This window comes from Nocardiopsis valliformis DSM 45023 (assembly GCF_000340985.1).
Taxonomy (GTDB): Bacteria; Actinomycetota; Actinomycetes; order Streptosporangiales; family Streptosporangiaceae; genus Nocardiopsis; species Nocardiopsis exhalans.
Map to the genome: position 1 here is coordinate 22,191 of NZ_ANAZ01000035.1, position 21,946 is coordinate 44,136.

Below are 21,946 nucleotides of genomic sequence, written 5' to 3' on the forward strand. Positions count from 1 at the left end.
AGAGCGGTCGGGCCACCGTGGGGAGGAACGCGGGCGCATGGCTGAGGGCAACTGGCAGTGCGGGATGTGCGCGGCCTACAACGAGCCGTCCAAAAACGTGTGCATGGTGTGTGAGACCTTCCGGGAGCTGGGCACGCGCGGGGCCGAACCCGGCAGCGGCGACCTGCTGGCACCGACGCAGGACATGTTCGGGGGTTTGCCGGAGGAACCCGTCGCCGCGCGACCTGCCGAGGCGGAGGACGAACTCCCACCGGTGCGGGTGATGGAGCCGCCGCCGACCCGCCCCGGCGGGGCACGGGTACCGGAACCGGAGACCGTGCCCGCGGTGGAGCCCCAGCGGGCCTCCGAGCGGGTCCCGGAAGGGTGGACCGAAGCGGCGGTGACCGAACCGGTGTCGAGGGCGGTGACCGAACCGGTCATGGGTTGGTGGGAGTGGCAGGCCGAGGCCGACACCGAACCGGTGCCGGTACCGGTGGGGACCGGGCCCGAGCCCGGAGCCGGTGTCACCGAACCTCTGCCCACGGTGTCCGGGAGGGCCGGAACCGCCCACAGGCTCAGCGGTCGGTGGACCCCGCCGCGCTGGCCGCAGGGGAGCGTGCGGGCGCTGGCGCTGGCCGCGGTCGGCGGCGTGGTGCTGGTTCTGGCGTGGGTGTTACCCGGGAGCGAGGAGGAGGCGAGCGGACCGGGCGATGGGGAGCAACGGGACCGGGAATGCCCGGAGCGGATCGCCGCGCACGTCCCGGGAACGGATCAGGGGGTGCTGGTGGACGCCTTCGAGACCGAACGGCACCGGATCGTGCTGTGCGACAACGGCGCGGGCGAACTGTACTACTTCGGGGAGTTCCTCGACGGCAACGGTGAGGTGATGGTGGTGCCCGCTGAGCGCACGGACGAGGGCTACGTCGCGGACGCGGGCCAGACCCGCTACGAGATCGGCCGCGGGGAGGTTGTCATCACCGGAGGGGACGGGGCGGAGATCGCCCGGCTGCCCCTGGAGCCGGTGCCGGACCCGGAGTGACCGGCTGCGGGACACCGGAAAAGAGGTGGGTGACGGGTGCGTGGCCGTCTCCGGCAGGCACCCGTCAGCCCAGTGCTCCCGTCAACCCAGTGCTGGAACGTCCGTCCCTAGCGGGTCTTCACGACGGCCGCGATGAGACCGGAGATGATCATCATCGACAGGCTGATGATCATGAGCACGAACGCGACGGTTCCGACCATGGTGTTTCCTTCACTGTTTCGTCCCCCGGGCACCGCGGGCCGTTTACCCCCGGCACCCGGCACACCGGGACACCCGGAGTTTCGGGCGCGGCATGTACCTCTTCGGTGGATCACCCTATCTCGCCGTCACCGCGATGCCGCGTCGGGTGCCCGCTCTGACCAGCGTGGTTCAGCTCTCGTTCCAGAACTGTTGATAGGCCTGCACCAGCCAACGGTTGGCCCAGTCGGTGTCGGGGTGCTCAGGCAGGTGGGAGGTCCGGCACAGCTCCTCCAGCCGGGTCTCCAGCTCCTTGGCCCGGGTCAGCGCGTCGTCGCGGCTGTGCTCGCCGCGGCGCAGGGCGAGCAGCCACGCGCGGTCGGGTTCGGGCATGGGCAGGGTGAGGTTTCCGGTCTCCAGCAGCTCTACGCCCTGAAGGCCCAGCCGGACCATGTGGTAGGCGTACTTGGTGTCGAAGCCGTGCTGCTCCACCAGTTCGGGGCGGTTGGTGTGCTTGCCGCCGCGGGTCCCCGCCATGCGGTCGCGCTGGGCGCGCAGGTAACCGAGGAAGCGCTCGCCCGCCCTGCGCGAGAGGAAGCGCTCGGCGTTGGCGCGCAGGTCGCGGCCGACGGCGGTGAGGGTGACGATCTCGTGGTCGGGGACGAAGAGCGGCAGCAGGACGGTGGGGTTGCCCTCCAGCGCCAGACGGGTCCACTTACGCAGTGAGTAGACGGTCAGGTCCAGGTCCCCGAACCCCGACCGGGTGTGTTCGGGCTGGCTGCGGTAGATGTACTGCTCGAAGGCGCGTAGACCGATGACGTACTCGGGCGGTTCGATGCACACGCCCATCTCGTCGCGGTCGTTCTGGTCGTCGAGGCTGAGGCCGTGCACGCCGGAGCCGACCTGGCAGCGCAGCACGGTGCCCTGCTCGGCGATGCGGGCGAACTCCTCGGTGGAGTGCTTCACCTGGGCCTCCCGGTTCGGATTTCGTGTCGGCCGTAACCTATCGGGACCACGGCGGCTCCGACGACCGAATAAAAGGGAGTTTTGGTACTTGTCGGGCGGGGTCGGAGTCCGTTTACTGGTCCCGTAGTTCGTCCGGTACCAGCCGGGCGCCGCAGTGGAAAGCAGGACCGTGCCCCCCGAGAACCCCGAGATCCCCGAACCGAAGATCGACACCTCCATCCCGCACAACGCCAGGATCTGGAACTACTGGCTGGGCGGCAAGGACAACTACCCGGTCGACCGGGAAATGGGCGAGCAGATCCGCTCGTTCTTCCCCGAGATCGTCGACAACGCGATCGCCGACCGCGCCTTCCTGGTCCGTACCGTCACCTACCTGGCCCAGGAGAAGGGGATCCGGCAGTTCCTGGACATCGGTACCGGGCTGCCCACCCACAACAACACCCATGAGGTCGCCCAGGCGGTGGCCGCCGACGCGCGCGTGGTGTACGCGGACAACGACCCGCTGGTCCTCGCACACGCCCGGGCCCTTCTCACCGGGTCCGAGCAGGGTGCCACCGACTACGTCGACGCCGATCTGCGCGACCCCGACGCCATCCTGGCCGCGGCCGCCAAAACCCTGGACCTGAGCCGGCCGGTGGCCCTGATGCTGCTGGGCGTGGTCAACTTCGTGGCTGACGACGCCGAGGTGCGCTCGGTCCTGGACCGCCTGCTGGGGGCGCTCGCACCCGGCAGCTACCTGGTGGTCTCCCATCCCACCGACGACATCGACAACGAACGCGCGCATCAGGTGGCCGCGGCGTGGAACGAGAAGGGCACCCCCAAGCTCACCATCCGTTCGGCAGCGGGCATCGAGGCTCTCTTCGACGGCCTGGAGCTGTTGGAGCCGGGCGTGGTCTCCTGCTCGCTGTGGCGTCCGGAACCGGCCGAGGTCGGCAACATCCGCCCGGTCGCCGAGTACGGCGGGGTGGCCCGCAAGGCCTAGGTTACTGACCTGAGCCCGGTGACGGGAAGGGCTCGGTCAGCCCCTGGGGCGCTGGTCGATGATGCGGCGGAACTTGCCGACCGAGCGCTCGATCTGCTCGGGGTCGACGACGTTCACGGTCACGCTCACACCGACGCGATCCTTGATCGTCGCGGTGATCTCCTTGCTCAGGGCCAGGCGGCGGTCGGCGGTGCAGTCCGGGGCGGCCTCCACGCGCACGGCCATGCGGTCCAGGCGGCCCTCCTTGGTGAGCACCAGCTGGAAGTGCGGGGCGAGCCCGTCCAGGCCCAGGACGATCTCCTCGATCTGGGTCGGGAAGACGTTGACCCCGCGCAGGATGATCATGTCGTCGCTGCGGCCGGTGACCTTGTCCATGCGGCGCATCGGGCGGGCGGTGCCCGGGCGCAGGGTGGTCAGGTCGCGGGTGCGGTAGCGGATGACCGGCATGGCCTGCTTGGTCAGCGAGGTGAAGACCAGCTCGCCGTTCTCGCCGTCGGGCAGCACGTCCTGGGTGATGGGGTCGAGCACCTCGGGGTAGAAGTGGTCCTCCCAGACGTGCAGGCCGTCCTTGGTCTCCACGCACTCGTTGGCCACGCCCGGACCCATGACCTCGGAGAGGCCGTAGATGTCCACGGCGTTGATGTCGAAGCGCTCCTCGATCTCCAGGCGCATCTTCTCGGTCCAGGGTTCGGCGCCGAAGATCCCGATCTTCAGGGAGGTCGTGCGCGGGTCGATGCCCTGGCGCTCGAACTCGTCCATCAGGGTCAGCATGTAGCTGGGCGTGATCATGATGATCTCGGGCTGGAAGTCCTGGATGAGCTGGACCTGCTTGGCGGTCTGCCCGCCGGAGGCCGGGATGACCGTGCAGCCGAGCTTCTCGGCGCCGTAGTGGGCGCCCAGGCCGCCGGTGAACAGGCCGTAGCCGTAGGAGACGTGCACCTTGTGGCCGGGGCGGCCGCCCGCGGCGCGGATCGAACGGGCCACGACGGTGGCCCAGGTGTCGATGTCCTCACGGGTGTAGCCGACGACGGTCGGCTTGCCGGTGGTGCCGCTGGAGGCGTGAATACGGCTGACCTGCTCCTGGGGGACCGCGAACATCCCGAAGGGGTAGTTGTCGCGCAGGTCGGCCTTGGTGGTGTGCGGGAAGAGGGCGATGTCCTCGAGGGTCTTGAGGTCCTCGGGGCGCACACCGGCCTCGTCGAACTTGCGCTTGTACAGGGGCACGTTCGTGTAGGCGTGCTCCAGGGTCCAGCGCAGGCGCTCGAACTGGAGGGCGCGCAGTTCGTCGACACTCATGCGCTCGGCCGGGTCCAGGGACTCGGGGGCGGGAGCCTGTCCCAGACGCTGTTGGAGGGCAGTACCGGCCGACTGCGTGGTGGTGTCCTGGCTTGCCATGGGCCTCTCCGGGTACTGTGCGCGGTGTTCCGTCAGGCTTGCGGGGCCTGGGAGGTTCGGCGGCGCGGCCGCGCTGAGGTGGGTCTTCGGTCGGTCCGCTGGGAGGGCCGACTTGCTTACTGACCGAACGTTCGGTTACTAATGCATTTACTCAGTCTCCGACATGCCGTGTCAAGGAGGCTTGTCGATGAGTTCACACTGGACGGTGGCGCAGACCACCGTAGTCAACATGGGAGGCCGTTCGTGAGCGACGTCTACGTGGTCGACGGGGTGCGTACCCCTCAGGGCCGTTACGGGGGCGCCCTCGCGGCCGTCCGTCCCGACGACCTCGCCGCCCGGGTCGTGTCCGAGGTGGTCCGCCGCGCCGGAGTCCCCGGTGACGTCGTGGACGAGGTCATCCTCGGTGCCGCCAACCAGGCCGGTGAGGACAACCGCAACGTGGCCCGCATGGCCGCCCTGCTGGCCGGACTTGACCCCAAGGTCCCCGGCTACACCGTCAACCGGCTGTGCGCCAGCGGCCTGACCGCCGTCTCCTCGGCCGCGCAGGCCATCCGCGCCGGTGAGGCCGACGTGATCGTCGCCGGCGGCGTGGAGTCCATGACCCGCGCCCCCTGGGTGATGGCCAAGCCCGGCACCCCCTGGGCCAAGCCGGGCGAGGTCGCCGACACCTCCCTGGGCTGGCGCTTCACCAACCCGCGCTTCGCCGCAGCCGACGCCAAGGTCGCCGACGGCGCCGCCCCCGACGAGCTGCGCTACACGCTGTCCATGGGCGAGACCGCCGAGGAGGTCGCGCGCCTGGAGGGCCTCACCCGCGAGCAGTGCGACGCCTTCGCACTGCGCAGCCACGAGCGCGCCATCGCTGCCGCCGAGGCGGGCCACTTCGCCGACGAGATCGTCCCGGTCACCGTGCACGGCCGCAAGGGCCAGACCCACGAGGTCATCGAGGACGAGGGCCCGCGCTCCGGCTCCACCATGGAGAGCCTGGGTAAGCTCCGCCCGGTCTTCCGCCAGGGCGGCATCGTCACCGCCGGTAACTCCTCCTCGCTCTCCGATGGCGCTTCCGCGCTGGTCCTGGCCAGCGCCGAGGCCGTGCGCAAGTACAACCTCACCCCCCGCGCCCGGGTCGTCGCGTCCGCCTCCGCCGGGGTCGCCCCTCAGGTCATGGGCCTGGGTCCGGTTCCGGCCACCCAGAAGGTCCTGTACCGCGCCGGGTGGAAGCTGGACGAGGTCGGCGCGGTCGAGCTCAACGAGGCCTTCGCCGCCCAGTCACTGGGCGTGATGCGCCAGCTCGGCCTGGACGAGTCCCGGGTCAACGCCGACGGCGGAGCCATCGCCCTGGGCCACCCGCTCGGCTCCTCCGGCGCCCGCATCCTGGTCACGCTGATGAACCGCATGGAGCGCGAGGACGCACAGCGAGGCCTGGCTACCCTGTGCGTGGGCGTGGGCCAGGGCACCGCACTCCTGGTGGAGCGCCCGTGAGCCAGTACTCCGAAACCCACGACCCCGAAATCCGGTTCGAGACGCTCGAGGTCGAGTGGCGCGAGGACCGGGTGGTGGTCGAACTGCACCGCCCCGAGGCCCGCAACGCCATCAACGCCGAGATGATCGCCGAGCTGCACCAGGTGTGCGCCCGGATCGAGGCCGACCCCAAGCCGCTGCTGCTCACCGGACACGGCACCGTGTTCGCTGGCGGGGCCGACATCGCCGAGCTGCGCGAACGCGGCCGCGAGCAGGCCCTGGCCGGGATCAACAGTCGTCTGTTCGAGCGGCTGCACCGCCTCCAGGCACCCACCATGGCGGCGGTCGACGGCTTCGCCCTGGGCGGCGGCGCAGAGCTGTCCTACGCCTGCGACATCCGCATCGCCACCCCCACCGCCGTGTTCGCCCAGCCCGAGCCGGGCCTGGGCATCATCGCCGGGGCCGGGGCCTGCTGGCGCCTCAAGGAACTGGTCGGCACCTCGGTCGCCAAGCAGGTGCTGCTCGGCGGGTTCAAGCTGGACGCCGAGGCTGCGCTGCGCCACGGCCTGGTCGCCGAGATCGTCCCGTCCGAGGAACTTCGTGAGCGCGCACACGGCCTGATCGACCGGATGGCTGCCTCCTCGGCGATGGCCCTGCGCATGACCAAGATGGTGCTGGACGCCGACGGCGTGCATCCGCTGGCCGACGACCTCACACAGGCGGTGCTCTTCGAGAGCGCCGACAAGCACGACCGCATGACCCGTTTCCTGGAGAGGAAGAAGCGTTGAGCTCCGACAGCAGCGCCCCCGACAAGACCGCCTCCGGCATCACCCCGCAGGGTGTGCCCGCCACCGTCGCTGTCATCGGTGGCGGCACCATGGGCGCCGGTATCGTCCAGCAGTTCCTGATGGCCGGGGCGGGTGTGGTGCTGGTCGAGGCCACTGCCGAGGCCGCCGACGCCGGTCGCGGCCGGGTCCGCGCCGGTCTGGACAAGGCCCGCGAGCGCGGCAAGATCGACGCAGAGCCCGCCGCCTACCTTGCCCGGCTGAGCACCGTCACCGACGCCGCGGACATCCCGGCCGACGCCGGTCTGGTCGTGGAGGCCGTCCCGGAGAAGCTCGAACTCAAGCTCGCGGTGCTCACCGCGGCCGAGGCCGCTGTCGGCGAGGACACTGTCCTGGCCTCCAACACCAGCTCGCTGTCGGTCACCGAGCTGGCCGCCGCGCTCAAGCGCCCCGGCCGCTTCCTGGGCACCCACTTCTTCAATCCGGTCCCGGCCTCCAAGCTCGTGGAGATCGTGACCGCCCCTGAGACCGACCCCGCCGTTCTCGAAGCGGTGCGCGGCTGGGTCGGCGCCCTGGGCAAGACCGAGATCGTGGTGCGCGACGCCCCCGGCTTCGCCACCAGCCGCCTCGGCGTCATGCTGGGCTTGGAGGCCATCCGCATGGTCGAGGAGGGCGTCGCCTCGCCCGCCGACATCGACACCGCCATGGAGCTCGGCTACCGCCACCCGATGGGCCCGCTCAAGCTCACCGACCTGGTCGGACTCGACGTGCGCCTGGCCATCGCCGAGTACCTGGCCACCGAACTGGGGGACCGGTTCTCGCCGCCCGAGCTCTTGCGCCGTAAGGTCGCCGAGGGCAAGCTCGGCCGCAAGAGCGGCGAGGGCTTCCACATCTGGGACAAGGGATAAGGGAGACAAGGCGTGAGTGAAGACAAGGCGGCGGAGTTCGGCGAGGTCGACGGGGTCGCCACCATCCGGCTGAACCGTCCGGGGCTGACCCGCGGGGCCAAGGAGGAGCTGCTGGCGGCGGTGCGCAAGGCAGCTGAGTCCACCACCGCCCGCGCGGTGCTGTTCCTGGGGTCGGACAAGGCGTTCTGCCTGGGCCAGGACCTGGCCGAGCACGCGCAGATCCTGTCGGAGACCCCCGATCAGGCGCTGACCACGGTGCGCGAGCACTACAACAGGATCGTGCTGGGCCTGGAGGAGATCCAGGTCCCCGTCGTGGTCGGGATCGGCGGTGCCTGCGTGGGCGCCGGGATGGGGTTCGCCCTCGCCGGTGACGTGCGCGTGGCCGCCCGCAAGGCCAAGTTCGGGACGGCCTTCACCGGTATCGGCCTGGCCTCGGACTCGGGGCTGGCCTACCGCCTGGTGAGCTCGCTGGGCCAGGCGCGCGCCATGGAGCTGATGCTGCTGGGCACGGTGTTCGGCGCCGAGCGCGCCCGCGAGCTGGGTCTGGTCACCGAGGTCGTCGACGACCAGGACTGGGAGACGCGCGCCCGCGAGGTCGCCGTCCAGCTGGCCTCGGGTCCGACGGCGGCGTTCGTGGCGGCCAAGCGCGAGGTCCGCTCGGCGGCCGGGGGCGAGATGGACCTGCCCGAGTTGCTGGAGGAGGAGGCCGAGCTGCAGAACCAGCTCGGTGTGACCGCCGACCACGTCGGCGCGGTCAAGGCCTTCCTGAACAAGCAGAAGCCGACCTTCACCGGCCAGTAGACGGGCCTGTGGCCGGCCCGTAGTCGGTTTCTACCGGATGCCGACTCAGTGACCTGCTCGGATTCGGGTGCCCGGGGACTTGCGTCGGGCACCCGGATCCGGGGATACTAATTACTGACCGAACGTTCGGTTATGAATGGGGAAAGAGCAATGTCGACCACGGCCCAGGAAGCGCCCCCCGGCGCCGACGAGGCACTCCAGGCGGAATTCGACGCCCGGATCGCCGCCAACCAGCGCATCGAGCCGCGTGACTGGATGCCCGAGGCCTACCGCAGGACCCTCATCCGCCAGGTCTCCCAGCACGCGCACTCGGAGATCATCGGGATGCAGCCCGAGGGCGACTGGATCGCGACCGCGCCCAGCCTGCGCCGCAAGGCCATCCTGCTGGCCAAGGTCCAGGACGAGGCCGGGCACGGCCTGTACCTGTACGCGGCCGCCGAGACCCTCGGCGTGGACCGGGGCGACCTCACCGAGCGGCTGATCGAGGGCCGCCAGAAGTACTCCTCGATCTTCAACTACCCCTCGCTGAGCTACGCCGACGTCGGCGTCATCGGATGGCTGGTCGACGGCGCCGCGATCTGCAACCAGGTCCCGCTGTGCCGCACCTCCTTCGGGCCCTACGCCCGCGCCATGGTGCGCATCTGCAAGGAGGAGTCCTTCCACCAGAGGCAGGGCTACGAGCTGCTGATGCGCATGATGGAGGGCACCGAGGGCCAGCGGAAGATGGTCCAGGACGCCGTCGACCGCTGGTGGTGGCCGTCCCTGATGATGTTCGGCCCGCCCGACGCCGACTCGCCCAACACCCAGCAGTCCATGACCTGGGGCATCAAGATCGACACCAACGACCACCTGCGCCAGAAGTTCGTCGACATGACCGTCCCCCAGGCCGAGAAGCTGGGCGTCACCCTGCCCGACCCCGAGCTGGTCTGGAACGCCGAGCGCGGTCAGCACGACTTCGGTGAGCCCGACTGGAACGAGCTCAAGCAGGTCATCTCCGGCGCCGGGCCCAAGAACGCCGAGCGCATCACCCGCAGGCGCGCCGCCCACGAGAAGGGCGCGTGGGTCCGCGAGGCCGCCACCGCCTACGCCGAGAAGCAGCAGAAGAAGAACGCCCAGGAGGCCGCCGTATGAGCAGGAACGACAACACGGCTCCGGCCCGCCCCGAGTGGCCCCTCTACGAGGTCTTCGTCCGCGGCAAGCGCGGCCTGAACCACGTGCACGTCGGTTCGCTGCACGCCCCCGACGAGGTCATGGCGCTGCACAACGCCCGCAACCTCTACACCCGCCGCAACGAGGGCGTGAGCATCTGGGTCGTGCTCGCCGAGGACATCACCGCGTCCAGCCCGGACGAGAAGGACCCCTACTTCGAGCCCAGCGGTGACAAGGTCTACCGCCACCCGACCTTCTACCCCATCCCCGAGGACGTCCCGCACATCTAGCGGAACCGTTCGGGGCGCCGCCCGCAAGGCGCCGGGGCACAGGTCAGCACGAGTCTTCAAGGAACAAGCATGAGTGGCGAGAACATTTTCACCGGACTGACCGAGGAGCACGACGGCGACGCCCGTTGGGCCTTCGGCACCGGCTTCACCGAGGCGCTCGCGGGCGTGGACACCACCTTGCCCGCGGGGGTGGACGGTGCGGACCTGGCGACCTACTGCCAGATGCTCGGCGACGACGCCCTCGTCCAGTCCCAGCGCCTCGTCCAGTGGGTGACCGACGCCCCCGAACTGGAGGAGGAGGTCGCCCTGGCCAACATCGCGCTGGACCTGCTCGGTCAGGCCCGGCTCCTGCTGGCCCGTGCCGGACAGGCCGACGGCACCGGCCGCGACGAGGACGCCTTCGCCTACCACCGCGACCCCGCGCAGTTCCGCAACACGCACCTGACCGAGGCCCCGCGCGGCGACTTCGCCCGCGCGATCGTCACCCTTCTCGTGCTCTCCAGCTGGCGCCTGGCCGTCTTCACCCGCCTGGCCGACAGCAAGGACCCCGTGCTCTCCGCGATCGCCGCCAAGGGCGTGAACGAACTCGCCTACCACCGCGAGTACGCCGTGTCCTGGGCCCTGCGCCTGGGCGAAGGAACCCCCTACTCCAACGAGCGCATGCGCGAGGCCGTCGCCGAGGTGTGGCCGCTGACCGGCGAGCTGTTCGCCACCCACCCCGTGGAGGCCGCCCTGGCCGCACAGGGAGTGGGCGTGGACCCGGCCTCGGTGCGCGAGGAGGTCCACGAGGTCCTCACCCAGGTCCTGACCGCCGCGACCCTGGCCGCCCCGGCTCCGTTCCCCGAGAGCGCGGTCGCCGGACGCGAGGGCAGGCACACCAGCGAACTCGCCCCGCTGCTGGAGGAGCTCCAGCGCGTGGCCCGGGAACACCCGGAGGCGACATGGTAACCAGCACCAGCACCAGCACCAGCACGGACACCGGAACCGGCACGGCTCGGGGTACCGGGGCCGAGCGGAAGCTGTGGGCGGCCGCGGCCGCGGTCACCGACCCCGAACTGCCCATGCTCACCCTCGCCGACCTGGGCATCCTGCGTGAGGTCGCGGTGGAGGACGACGGCACCGCCGCGGTGTGGATCACCCCCACCTACTCCGGGTGCCCCGCCCTCACCGAGATGCGCGTGGACGTGGACCGCGCCGTGCGCGCCGCCGGGTTCGAGCACGTGGAGGTGCGCACCGCGCTCTCCCCGGCCTGGACCACCGACTGGATCACCGACGAGGGCAGGCGCAAGCTCACCGAGCACGGCATCTCCCCGCCCGGTGGGGCGCCCCAGCGCCCTGCCGGTCCCGTCCCGCTCACCCTGATGCCCACCCGTACCGTCCCGCGCTGCCCGCTGTGCGGCGCGGCCGACACCGAGGAACTGTCCCGGTTCGGCGCGACCTCCTGCAAGTCGCTGCACCGCTGCCGGACCTGCCTCGAACCGTTCGAGCACGTCAAGGAGATCTGACCGTGACCACACCCGTCACCGAGACCGCTCCCGCCGCCGCGCGCGGCCGGGCGGCGTTCCACCGGCTGCGCGTGGCCGCCGTCGAGCGCCTGTGCGACGACGCCGTCGCCGTCACCTTCGACGTCCCCGACCACCTGGCCGAGGAGTTCGCCTTCGCGCCGGGCCAGTCGCTGACCCTGCGCCGCCAGGTGGACGGTGCGGAGGAGCGGCGCAGCTACTCCATCTGCGCGCCCGTGGGCGAGGCCCCCCGGGTGGGTGTGCGCCTGGTCTCCGGAGGCCTGTTCTCCAGCTGGCTGGTCCGCGAGGTCGAGCCGGGCGACGAGATCGAGGTGGGCCCGCCCACCGGCCGGTTCAGCCCCGACCTGACCGAGGCAGCCCGCCACGTGCTGGTCGCCGCGGGTTCGGGCATCACGCCGATGCTGTCCATGGCGTCGTCGCTGCTGCGCCGCACCGACTCCCGCGTCACGCTGCTCTACGGCAACCGTCGCAGCGACACGGTGATGTTCGCCGACGAGCTCGCCGACCTCAAGGACGCCTTCGGCCCCCGGCTCGAACTCGTCCACGTGCTCTCCCGCGAGCCCCGCGAGTCCGAGCTGTTCACCGGCCGCCTGGACGGGGAGAAGCTGGACGCGCTGCTGTCCACCATCATCGCCCCCGACGCGGTCGACCACTGGTGGCTGTGCGGCCCCTACGGCATGGTCACCGACGCCCAGGAGGTGCTGGCCCGGCACGGGGTGGAGGGCGAACGCGTCCACCAGGAGCTGTTCTTCGTCGAGGGCGCCGAGCCGCCGCCCCAGTCCCGCCACGAGGAGCCCGGGATCGAGGGCCCGGCCAGTGAGGTGACCGTCGTCCTGGACGGCCGCACCACCACGCTGACCCTGCCCCAGGGCGTCCCGGTGCTGGACTCCGCCCAGCGCTATCGCCCCGACCTGCCCTTCGCCTGCAAGGGCGGCGTGTGCGGCACCTGTCGGGTCAAGGTGTGCGGCGGTGAGGTCAAGATGCGCCGCAACTACGCGCTCACCCCCGCCGAGGTCGAGGCCGGGTACGCCCTGGCCTGCCAGGCGCTGCCCCAGACCGACGCCGTCACCGTGGACTTCGACTCGTGAGCGCGGACGCGGCGGCGGGGAAACGCAACGAGACCGCCTGGCGGATGTTCGAAGCCGACCGGGCCTCCAAGAACCTGGGCATGCGCCTGGTCGAGGCCGGCGAAGGGGTCGCGGTGGTGGAGATGACCGTGGGGCCGCTCATGGTCAACGGCCACGGCATCGCCCACGGCGGGTTCGTGTTCACCCTCGCCGACACCGCCTTCGCCTGCGCCTGCAACCTGGACGGAGGCGGGGTGACGGTGGCCTCCGGGGCCGACGTGACCTTCGTGGCCCCGGCCAAGGAGGGCGACCTGCTGGTGGCGACCGCCGTCGAGCGCACGGTCTACGGCCGCAGCGGCGTCTACGACGTCACGGTCCGCCGCGGCGAGGACGTCATCGCCGAGTTCCGCGGGCGCAGCCGTACCCTGCCCCGGAACGGGTAGTCCGGGGCGGTGACGAGGCAGGGCCGGGGCGACTGCCCCGGCCCTTTCCGCATGTCCGCAGGCATGGTGGACAACAGCGGCGCAGACGCCCGAAGATGGAAGGAAAGCGCTTTCTCTGCGCGTCCTGTCCGCCCCGGGATCCCTGGGTGGAGGTGGACGGCTCAGGCGATCGGGTAAAACGTTGTAAGCAGCTGCCCTTGGTGGTTTCTCTTTGGCTCCCAGTGTGACTGTTGACACCTCAGCTGGTGTCGGGGTAGCTTTTTCGCCAGTTGAATAAAACGATTCAATGATCGCTTGAGTCGCGGTCCCGTACCAGCCGAACGGATCCCCACCGTGGTCACACCGCATGCGGCCTCGCACTCCGACACCCTCGCCGTCCTGCGCCGCCAGCACATCGAACTCCCCTCCTGGGCCTTCGGGAACTCCGGAACCCGCTTCAAGGTGTTCGGTCAGCCCGGGGTGCCCCGCGACCCCTGGGAGAAGCTCGCCGACGCGGCCCAGGTGCACCGCCACACCGGCGTGGCCCCCACCGTCGCCCTGCACATCCCCTGGGACCGGGTGGACGACTACAGCGCTCTGGCCGACCACGCGCGTGACCTGGGCATCGGTATCGGAACCATCAACGCCAACGTCTTCCAGGACGACGACTACCGGCTCGGCAGCGTCACCAACTCCGACCCCCGGGTGCGCCGCAAGGCGATCGACCACCTCCTGGAGTGCGTCGACGTCATGGACGCCACCGGCTCGCGCGACCTCAAGCTCTGGTTCGCCGACGGCACCAACTACCCCGGCCAGGACGACCTCAGGTCCCGGCAGGACCGCCTGGCCGAGGCCCTGCGCGAGGTCTACGGGCGCCTCGCCCCCCACCAGCGCCTCCAACTGGAGTACAAGCTCTTCGAACCGGCCTTCTATGCCACCGACGTCCCCGACTGGGGCACCGCCTACGCCCACTGCCTCGAACTGGGAGAGCGGGCCGTGGTCTGCGTCGACACCGGCCACCACGCGGCGCACACCAACATCGAGTTCATCGTCGCCTTCCTCCTCAGAGCCGGGAGGCTCGGGGCCTTCGACTTCAACTCCCGCTTCTACGCCGACGACGACCTCATGGTCGGCGCCGCCGACCCCTTCCAGCTCTTCCGCATCATGTACGAGGTGGTGCGCGGCGGCGCGATGGCCGCCGATACCCAGGTCGCCTTCATGCTCGACCAGTGCCACAACATCGAACCCAAGATCGCCGCCCAGATCCGTTCGGTGATGAACGTGCAGGAGGCCACGGCCAAGGCCCTGCTCGTGGACCCCGACGCCCTGGCGCGGGCACAGGAAGCCGGTGACGTCCTGGGCGCCAACGCCGTGCTCATGGACGCCTACAACACCGACGTGCGACCGCTCCTGGCCGACCTGCGCGAGGAGCAGGGCCTACACCCCGACCCCATGGCCGCCCACGCCGCGTCCGGCTACGTGGAGAAGGTGGCGCAGGAGCGCAAGGGCGGCGCCCAGGCCGGATGGGGCGCATGACCCCGCCCGCACAGCACCCCGCCCCGCCCCACTACGACACCGAACAGGGAAGTACCGTGTCCGAATCCGTCGTCGCCCAGCTCGTCGAACGCAGCAACGCCCTGGGAGCCGATCCGCGCAACACCAACTTCGCGGGCGGCAACACCTCCGCCGCCGGCACCCGCACCGACCCTGTCACGGGGCAGCCGGTCGAACTGCTCTGGGTCAAGGGATCCGGCGGCGACCTGGGCACCCTCACCGAGGACGGCCTGGCCGTCCTGCGCCTGGACCGCCTGCGCGCCCTCGTGGACGTCTACCCGGGCGAGGAGCGCGAGGACGAGATGGTCGCCGCCTTCGACCACTGCGCCTTCGGCAAGGGCGGCGCCGCGCCCTCCATCGACACCGCCATGCACGGCCTGGTGCGCGCCCCCCACGTGGACCACCTGCACCCCGACTCCGGTATCGCCCTGGCCACCGCCGCCGACGGCGAGCGCCTGACCCGCGAGTGCTTCGGCGATCGCGTGGTCTGGGTGCCCTGGCGCAGGCCCGGTTTCCAGCTCGGCCTGGACATCGCGCAGATCGCCGAGGACAACCCCGACGCCATCGGCGCGATCCTGGGCGGCCACGGCATCACCGCCTGGGCCCAGACCAGCGAGCAGTGCCAGGCCCACTCGCTGGAGATCATTCGCACCGCCGAACGCTTCCTCCAGGAGAAGGGGCGCCCCCAGCCCTTCGGCCCCGCCCTGGAGGGCTACGGCGCGCTGCCCGAGGCCGAGCGCCGCGAGCGCGCCGCCGCCCTGGCGCCCCTCATCCGCGGACTGGCCTCCACCGACCACCCGCAGATCGGCCACTTCACCGACAGCGACGCCGTCCTGGACTTCCTCGCCTCGGCCGAGCACCCCCGCCTGGCCGCGCTGGGCACCTCCTGCCCCGACCACTTCCTGCGCACCAAGGTCCGCCCCATGGTGCTCGACCTGCCCGCCGACGCACCGCTGGAACAGGCGGCGGAGCGGCTCCGCGAACTCCACCAGGAGTACCGGGCCGACTACCGCGCCTACTACGAGCGCCACGCCCGGCCCGACAGCCCCGCCATGCGCGGCGCCGACCCGGCCATCGTCCTGGTCCCCGGCGTGGGCATGTTCTCCTTCGGCAAGGACGCCAAGACCGCGCGCGTGGCCGGGGAGTTCTACGTCAACGCCATCAACGTGATGCGCGGTGCCGAGGCGGTCTCCACCTACCGGCCCATCGAGGAGTCGGAGAAGTTCCGCATCGAGTACTGGGCCCTGGAGGAGGCCAAGCTCGCCCGCCTGCCCAAGCCCAAACCGCTGGCGGGCCGGGTCGCCTTCGTCACCGGCGCCGCGAGCGGCATCGGCAAGGCCATCGCCACCCGTCTGGCCGCCGAGGGCGCCTGCGTGGTCGTCTCCGACCTGGACGCCGACAAGGCCGCCGGGGCCGCCGCCGAACTCGGCAGCGCCGACACCGCCATCGGAGTGGCCTGCGACGTCAGCGACGGCCGGGCCGTCGCCCGGGCCCTGGGCGAGGCGGCCGTGGCCTTCGGCGGCGTGGACCTGGTGGTCAACAACGCCGGACTGTCCATCTCCAAACCCCTGCTGGAGACCACCGAACGCGACTGGGACCTGCAGCACGACGTCATGGCCAAGGGCTCTTTCCTGGTCTCGCGCGAGGCCGCCCGCATCATGATCGAGCAGGACATGGGCGGCGACATCGTCTACATCGCCTCCAAGAACGCCGTGTTCGCCGGACCCAAGAACATCGCCTACTCCTCCGTCAAGGCCGACCAGGCCCACCAGGTGCGCCTGCTGGCCGCCGAACTCGGCGAGCACGGCATCCGCGTCAACGGGGTCAACCCCGACGGCGTGGTGCGCGGTTCGGGCATCTTCGCCGGCGGCTGGGGCGCCCAGCGCGCCGAGGTCTACGGCGTCAAGGAGGAGGAGCTCGGCGCGTTCTACGCCAAGCGCACCCTGTTGGGCCGCGAGGTGCTGCCCGAGCACGTGGCGGCCGCGGTGTTCGCACTCACCGCGGGGGAGCTGTCGCACACCACCGGCCTGCACGTTCCCGTGGACAGCGGCGTGGCCGCCGCGTTCCTGCGGTGAGCGCCGTGGCCGAAAAGAGGGAAGCGGCAGTGCACGCCGCGATCGACCTGGGCGCCTCCAGCGGCCGGGTCATCACCGGCCGCGTTCACGACGGAGTCCTGCGCACCGAGGAGGCGGCCCGCTTCGCCAACACCCCGGTCACCGTCCCGGTCGAGAGCGGTGAGCGCCTGCACTGGGACGTGCTGTCCCTGTATTCCGGCGTCCGCCTCGGCCTCGACCGGGCCGTGCGCGACCACGGGCCGCTGGCCTCGGCGGGGATCGACACCTGGGCGGTGGACTACGGCCTGCTGGACGCCGAGGGAGCCCTGGTCGGCAACCCGGTCCACTACCGGGACAGCCGCACGGAAGGGGCCCCGGGCCGGGTCTTCGCGCACCTGGACCCGGCCGCGATGTACGCCGTCAACGGCCTCCAGGTACAGCCGTTCAACACCGTCTTTCAACTCGCCGCGGCCGCCGGGAGCGCCCAGCTCGCGACCGCACGGGACCTGCTGCTCATCCCCGACCTGCTCGGGTACTGGCTGACGGGGGAGCGGTGCGCCGAACTGACCAACGCCTCCACCACCGGTCTGGTGGACGTACGCGGGCGGCGCTGGGCCCGGCCCTGCCTGGACCTGTTGAATCAGGGCTTCGGGGTACCGGCCGACGCGCTCCTGCCGGACCTGGTTGAACCCGGCCACACCATCGGACACCTGCGCGGCACGGGAACACCGCTGGTGGCGGTGGGCTCCCACGACACCGCCTCCGCCGTGGTCGCGGTACCCGCCAGGACACCGCGCTTCGCCTACATCTCCTCGGGAACCTGGTCGCTCGTGGGGGTGGAGCTGGACCGTCCGGTGCTCTCCGAGCAGGGGCGCGAAGCCAACTTCACCAACGAGCTCGGCGTCGACGGCACCGTGCGCTACCTGCGCAACGTCACCGGGCTGTGGCTGCTCCAGGAGTCCCTGCGCACCTGGCGCGACCAGGGCCGGGAGGCGGACCTGCCCGACCTGTTGGCGCGGGCGGCCCGTCTGCCGAAGCTGTCCTGTGTGGTCGACGTCGACGATCCCCGCTTCGCTCCGCCGGGCGACATGCCCGCCCGGATCGCCGGATTCGCCGCCGAGACCGGACAGCGCCCGCCCGCCGACGAGGCCGAGGTGGTGCGGTGCGTGGTGGATTCCCTGGCCCTGGCCTACCGGCGGGCCGTGCGCCAGGCCGCCGAGCTCTCCGGGCAGGAGGCCGAGGTGCTGCACGTGGTCGGCGGAGGGTCACGCAACACACTGTTGTGCCAGCTCACCGCCGACGCCACCGGTCTGCCGGTGATCTCCGGTCCGGCCGAGGGCACGGCCGTGGGCAACCTCCTGGTCCAGGCGCGCGCGGTCGGTGCGATCAGCGGCGGGCTGCCCGAACTGCGCCGGGTGGTCGCGGACTCCTTCACCACCCTCACCTACGAACCCGAAGGAGAACGCTCGCCCTGGGACCGGGCGCAGCGCCTGCTGTGGCCGGAACGGAACACCTGACCGAGCAGACCGTCCGAACGATCCGCCCTACGCCCGCCTTCTTCCGGGGCGGCCCTTTCGGGGGCTTCTCTGGAAAGCGCTTGCCTATTAGGGTGGGCCACCCCTCGAACCACAAGGAGACGTCTCCATGAGGAACCCCCCACGTTCCCTTCTGAAAGCGAGTCCACTGGCAGTCGCCGCCTGCCTTGCCTTGCTGGTGCCCGCAGCCACCGCGGCCGCCGAACCCCGGCCCGAGGCCGGAGTCCAGCTGGAGCGGCTGGACAGGGGCCTGATCGCGGTCAAAACCGAGGAAGGCGTTTTCCTGAGCTGGCGCCTGCTCGCCTCCGAGGTCAGCGGCCACACCGGCTCAGGGCTCCAGGGCCCCCTGTTCCGGGTGTACCGGGACGGCAAGGTCGTCGGGATGGTTAGGGACAGCACCAACTTCCTGGACGAGCAGGGAACCGCCGCCTCCGAGTACCGCGTCGTTCCCGTCCCCCGCGGGCGGCCCGGCGCCGGCCCCGAGGGCGAGGCCTCCGTCTGGGCCAATGGCCACCACGACCTGCCCCTGCACAAGCCCGAGGGCGGCACGACCCCGGCCGGAGAGGCCTACGAGTACACCGCCAACGACGTCAGCGTGGGCGACGTCACCGGAGACGGCCGCTACGAGTTCGTGGTCAAGTGGGACCCCACCAACTCCAAGGACGTCTCCCAGAAGGGCTACACCGGCAACACCTACGTGGACACCTACACGCTGGAGGGCGAGCTGCTGCACCGCGTCGACCTGGGCGTGAACATCCGCTCAGGCGCGCACTACACCCAGCCCCTGGTCTACGACTTCGACGGCGACGGCCGGGCCGAGCTGATGTTCAAGACCGCACCCGGAACGAAGACGCTGACCTTCGACGAGGACGGCCAGGTGTCGGCCGAGGAGTACGTCACCCTGCCGCAAGAGGACGTCGAGGCGGGCCACACCCACGACGACGACCACCGCATGAGCTCGCAGGACTACTACGAGCACCTCGTGGAGACCTTCCGAAGCTGGCACGAGCACCCCGAGGTCGAGTCCGGGAACTGGCCCGCGACACTGGAGGAGGCCTTCGGGCTGGAACCGGGTTACGAGTACCCGCTCAGCCACGGGGACGCCGAGGCCCTCGCCGACCACTTCGTCGACGAGTACGCGCCCGCGCGCAGCGGCCGCAACGACCTGCGCGACTTCGAGGGCTTCGTCGTCCACGGCCCCGAGTACCTGACGGTCTTCGACGGGCTGACCGGCGCGGAGCTGGACACCGTCCGCTACGAACCCGGACGCGACGACGACGGCCTGATGTGGGGCGACTACGCGATGGCGCGCATCGAGCCCGGCAACCGGGTCGACCGCTTCCTGTCGGGCGTGGCCTACCTGGACGGCAGCAGCCCCTCCGCTGTCTTCACCCGGGGCTACTACACACGCTCGGCCCTGGCCGCCTACGACTTCGACGGCCAGTCCCTGCACAAGCGCTGGCTCGCCGACAGCGGCCACGTGCCCATGGGCAACCCCTTCGACGCCTCCCCGCACGGCGGGACGGGCACCGATCCCGAGATGGGCACACTGGCCGGTCAGGGCTTCCACTCTTTCAGCGTGGCCGACGTCGACGGCGACGGCCGACAGGAAATCGTCTACGGCGCCGCAACCGTGGACCACGACGGCTCGCTCCTGTACTCCTCCTACGCCTACGGCCCTCCGGAGAGCGACGTGGCGGGGGAGTACGTCAAGCTCGGCCACGGCGACGCCATGCACGTGGGCGACCTGGATCCCCAGCGGGAGGGTCTGGAGATCTGGGCGGTGCACGAGGGTGCCACCCACGCGCCCTACGGGTTCGCGATGCGCGACGCCGCCACCGGAGAGGTGCTCTTCGGCGGATACACCGGCACGGACACCGGCCGGGGCATGGTGGGCGACATCGACCCCGACACCCCCGGTCTGGAGGCGTGGTCCTCCATGCCGCCCGGTGACGACGTCGAAGCCGGCCTGTGGAGCGCCGACGGCACGTTCATGGGCGATCAGACCCCGGGCACGAACATGAGCATCCGCTGGTCCGCGGACATGACCACCCAGATCGTCGAGGGAATGGCGACCCCCGACGTCACCCAGACGCCCAGGATCGAGGACTGGAACCGCGGGACCCTGCTCACCGCCGAGGGGACCTTGACCAACAACGGCACGAAGGGCAACCCCGGACTGGTCGCGGACGTGTTCGGCGACTGGCGCGAGGAGATGGTCGTGCGCACCGAGGACAGCACGGCGCTGAGGATCTTCACCAGCACCGAGGTGACCGACCGCAAGCTGCACACCCTGATGCACGACCCGCAGTACCGGGTGGGCGTGGCCGGGCAGCAGAGCGGCTACAACCAGCCCACCTACCCGGGCTTCTACTTCGGTTCGGACATCGACTGGGCGAGCATTCAGCTGCCCGAGGCCCGCTACCCCAAGCCCTAACGGCACGGGCCCGGCGGACGGGCCGCCCGCTTCGCCCCGCCGAGCAGCAGCTCGGCGGGGCGAAGCGCTGTGGTCCGCGGCGAGGGAAGTGCGCAGGGCCGACAGGCCGAGCCCGGTACCGTAAAGGGGTGGCGAAGGCCGGAGGGGCGCACTGGCCCTGCTCCGCTCCGCATCGGCTGTGCCCGGCACGGCGGTTCCAACACGGGCCACCGGTCCGGTGACACCGACGACGTCCACGGCTACCAGGGCGTCCTCGAAGCCCAGGCGATCTGCGGCGTCTCCAAGGGGATCTTTCGCCGCTCAGCACTGACCGGTGCCCAGGGACTTTTCGTGCTCAGCTCCGGTGGGCCGCCGTGGATCCGCGTACGACCAGCTCCGGGGTGAACAGCACCCGCTCGTGCAGGTGGTCCGGGTCGTTGAGTTCGGCATGCAGCAGCCGCATCGCCTCCCGCCCCAGCTCGTACTTGGGCTGGGCCACGGTGGTCAGTCCGGGGTGCACCAGGTCGGCGAAGTCCAGGTTGTCGTATCCGACCACCGAGATGTCCTCGGGGACGCGCAGCCCCCGCCTGCCCAGTCCCTTCATCAGTCCCAGCGCGAGCTGGTCGTTGGCGCAGAACACCGCCCGCGGCCGCTGCCTGGGCCCTCCGGCCAGCACCTCGTCCACCGCGCGCTCGCCGTGTTCGGGGTTGAGCAGGGGTTGCTCCACCACCCGCACCGCCGCGTCCGGGTCCAGGCCGGCCTCCTCGAAGGCTGCGCGCAGCCCCTGGTGGCGCCGTCGGACCTGCTCGATGGCGAACGGACCGGTCAGGAAGGTGACCCGCTCGTGGCCCAACCCGATCAGGTGCCGCCCGGCCGCCTGGCCGCCCTCGTGGTTGTCCACGCTGACGCTGCACCCCACGTCCTCGGACACGTCCCCCCGGTCGAGCGCCACCCAGGAGGTTCCCCGCCGGCTCAGCCACAGCAGGTCGGACAGGTCGTCGTCCACCGGCATGACCACCGCCCCCGCCGCGCGCTGCTCGGCCAGCAGCCGTACGTTGCGCCGCTGGCGCTCGTGTGTTTCGGCCGAGTTGAGCAGGACCACGGCCAGCCCCGAGGTCGCGGCCTCGTCCTCCACACCCCGCGCGACCTCGGCGAAGAAGGGGTTGGTCACATCCAGTACCAGCAGTCCCACGGACTCGCTGCGCCCGGAGCGCAGGCTGCTGCCGGAGGAGTTGCGCACGTAGTCCAGTTCGGCGATGGCGGACTCCACGCGCAGCCGGGTGGCTTCGGCGACGCGCTCGGGCCGGTTGAGCACGTTGGAGACCGTACCGGGGGAGACCCCGGCGTGCCGGGCGACCTCGGTGATGCCCACGGTGCGGCGGGCGGAGCGTGACCTGGTGGACAAGGATTCTCTCCCGTGCGTGTACTGGGGGGACGGGAGGCATC

Annotated in this window: 19 protein-coding genes; 16 read left to right on the forward strand and 3 right to left on the reverse strand. The window is 70.9% G+C overall.

The window, feature by feature from the left end; translation table 11 throughout:
- The first annotated feature begins 37 nt into the window (after positions 1-37).
- The gene (locus tag D457_RS0125785; RefSeq protein WP_026117034.1) at positions 38-1,018 is read left to right on the forward strand and encodes a zinc finger Ran-binding domain-containing protein; all 981 of its coding nucleotides are present in this window, start codon (positions 38-40) and stop codon (positions 1,016-1,018) included.
- A gap of 369 nt (positions 1,019-1,387) precedes the next feature.
- On the opposite strand, the gene D457_RS0125795 is transcribed toward D457_RS0125785, so the two are convergent.
- Positions 1,388-2,161 carry a nucleotidyltransferase domain-containing protein gene (locus D457_RS0125795; RefSeq protein WP_017583569.1) on the reverse strand — a complete coding sequence of 258 codons (774 nt, stop codon included), beginning with the start codon at positions 2,159-2,161 and terminating at the stop codon, positions 1,388-1,390.
- 169 nt (positions 2,162-2,330) lie between these two features.
- Between D457_RS0125795 and D457_RS0125800 the strand changes: the two genes are divergently transcribed.
- Positions 2,331-3,143 carry an SAM-dependent methyltransferase gene (locus D457_RS0125800; RefSeq protein ID WP_017583570.1) on the forward strand — a complete coding sequence of 271 codons (813 nt, stop codon included), beginning with the start codon at positions 2,331-2,333 and terminating at the stop codon, positions 3,141-3,143.
- A gap of 36 nt (positions 3,144-3,179) precedes the next feature.
- Here the strand turns inward: D457_RS0125800 and paaK are convergent, their stop codons facing one another.
- Positions 3,180-4,538 carry a phenylacetate--CoA ligase PaaK gene (paaK, locus tag D457_RS0125805; protein ID WP_017583571.1) on the reverse strand — a complete coding sequence of 453 codons (1,359 nt, stop codon included), beginning with the start codon at positions 4,536-4,538 and terminating at the stop codon, positions 3,180-3,182.
- Between the two features lie 243 nt (positions 4,539-4,781).
- Here paaK and D457_RS0125810 point away from each other — a divergent pair, with 243 nt between their 5' ends.
- From D457_RS0125810 to D457_RS0125875, 14 genes are all read left to right on the forward strand, one after another.
- Positions 4,782-6,017, forward strand: coding sequence for a thiolase family protein (locus D457_RS0125810; RefSeq protein ID WP_017583572.1), 1,236 nt, complete (start codon positions 4,782-4,784; stop codon positions 6,015-6,017).
- Positions 6,014-6,784, forward strand: coding sequence for an enoyl-CoA hydratase/isomerase family protein (locus D457_RS0125815; RefSeq protein ID WP_017583573.1), 771 nt, complete (start codon positions 6,014-6,016; stop codon positions 6,782-6,784). Before D457_RS0125810 ends, D457_RS0125815 begins: the two co-directional genes overlap by 4 nt.
- Positions 6,781-7,689, forward strand: coding sequence for a 3-hydroxyacyl-CoA dehydrogenase family protein (locus D457_RS0125820; RefSeq protein WP_017583574.1), 909 nt, complete (start codon positions 6,781-6,783; stop codon positions 7,687-7,689). Before D457_RS0125815 ends, D457_RS0125820 begins: the two co-directional genes overlap by 4 nt.
- Before the next feature lie 12 nt (positions 7,690-7,701).
- Complete coding sequence (locus tag D457_RS0125825; RefSeq protein ID WP_017583575.1) at positions 7,702-8,490, forward strand: enoyl-CoA hydratase/isomerase family protein; 789 nt, start codon at positions 7,702-7,704, stop codon at positions 8,488-8,490.
- Between the two features lie 150 nt (positions 8,491-8,640).
- Positions 8,641-9,621 carry a 1,2-phenylacetyl-CoA epoxidase subunit PaaA gene (gene paaA / locus D457_RS0125830; RefSeq protein WP_017583576.1) on the forward strand — a complete coding sequence of 327 codons (981 nt, stop codon included), beginning with the start codon at positions 8,641-8,643 and terminating at the stop codon, positions 9,619-9,621.
- On the forward strand, positions 9,618-9,929 hold the full coding sequence (paaB, locus tag D457_RS0125835) for a 1,2-phenylacetyl-CoA epoxidase subunit PaaB (RefSeq protein WP_017583577.1): 312 nt from the start codon (positions 9,618-9,620) through the stop codon (positions 9,927-9,929). Before paaA ends, paaB begins: the two co-directional genes overlap by 4 nt.
- A gap of 69 nt (positions 9,930-9,998) precedes the next feature.
- Positions 9,999-10,877, forward strand: a complete 879-nt coding sequence (gene paaC, locus D457_RS0125840) for a 1,2-phenylacetyl-CoA epoxidase subunit PaaC (protein ID WP_017583578.1) — start codon at positions 9,999-10,001, stop codon at positions 10,875-10,877.
- Positions 10,871-11,434, forward strand: coding sequence for a 1,2-phenylacetyl-CoA epoxidase subunit PaaD (gene paaD / locus D457_RS0125845; protein ID WP_017583579.1), 564 nt, complete (start codon positions 10,871-10,873; stop codon positions 11,432-11,434). Before paaC ends, paaD begins: the two co-directional genes overlap by 7 nt.
- Before the next feature lie 2 nt (positions 11,435-11,436).
- The gene (gene paaE, locus D457_RS0125850) at positions 11,437-12,540 is read left to right on the forward strand and encodes a 1,2-phenylacetyl-CoA epoxidase subunit PaaE (RefSeq protein ID WP_017583580.1); all 1,104 of its coding nucleotides are present in this window, start codon (positions 11,437-11,439) and stop codon (positions 12,538-12,540) included.
- 44 nt (positions 12,541-12,584) lie between these two features.
- The gene (gene paaI / locus D457_RS0125855) at positions 12,585-12,962 is read left to right on the forward strand and encodes a hydroxyphenylacetyl-CoA thioesterase PaaI (protein WP_039831915.1); all 378 of its coding nucleotides are present in this window, start codon (positions 12,585-12,587) and stop codon (positions 12,960-12,962) included.
- A gap of 333 nt (positions 12,963-13,295) precedes the next feature.
- A complete protein-coding gene (gene rhaI, locus D457_RS0125860; RefSeq protein WP_017583582.1) occupies positions 13,296-14,477 on the forward strand; it encodes an L-rhamnose isomerase in 1,182 nt (393 codons plus the stop codon).
- A complete protein-coding gene (locus D457_RS0125865) occupies positions 14,465-16,570 on the forward strand; it encodes a bifunctional rhamnulose-1-phosphate aldolase/short-chain dehydrogenase (protein WP_017583583.1) in 2,106 nt (701 codons plus the stop codon). Before rhaI ends, D457_RS0125865 begins: the two co-directional genes overlap by 13 nt.
- A complete protein-coding gene (locus D457_RS0125870; protein WP_152514367.1) occupies positions 16,567-18,066 on the forward strand; it encodes a rhamnulokinase in 1,500 nt (499 codons plus the stop codon). The genes D457_RS0125865 and D457_RS0125870 overlap by 4 nt, the downstream gene beginning before the upstream one ends.
- A gap of 127 nt (positions 18,067-18,193) precedes the next feature.
- Positions 18,194-20,521, forward strand: a complete 2,328-nt coding sequence (locus D457_RS0125875; RefSeq protein WP_026117038.1) for a rhamnogalacturonan lyase — start codon at positions 18,194-18,196, stop codon at positions 20,519-20,521.
- 334 nt (positions 20,522-20,855) lie between these two features.
- Here D457_RS0125875 and D457_RS0125880 read toward each other — a convergent pair whose 3' ends face one another.
- Positions 20,856-21,905, reverse strand: a complete 1,050-nt coding sequence (locus D457_RS0125880; RefSeq protein WP_017583586.1) for a LacI family DNA-binding transcriptional regulator — start codon at positions 21,903-21,905, stop codon at positions 20,856-20,858.
- Between the last annotated feature and the right edge of the window lie 41 nt (positions 21,906-21,946).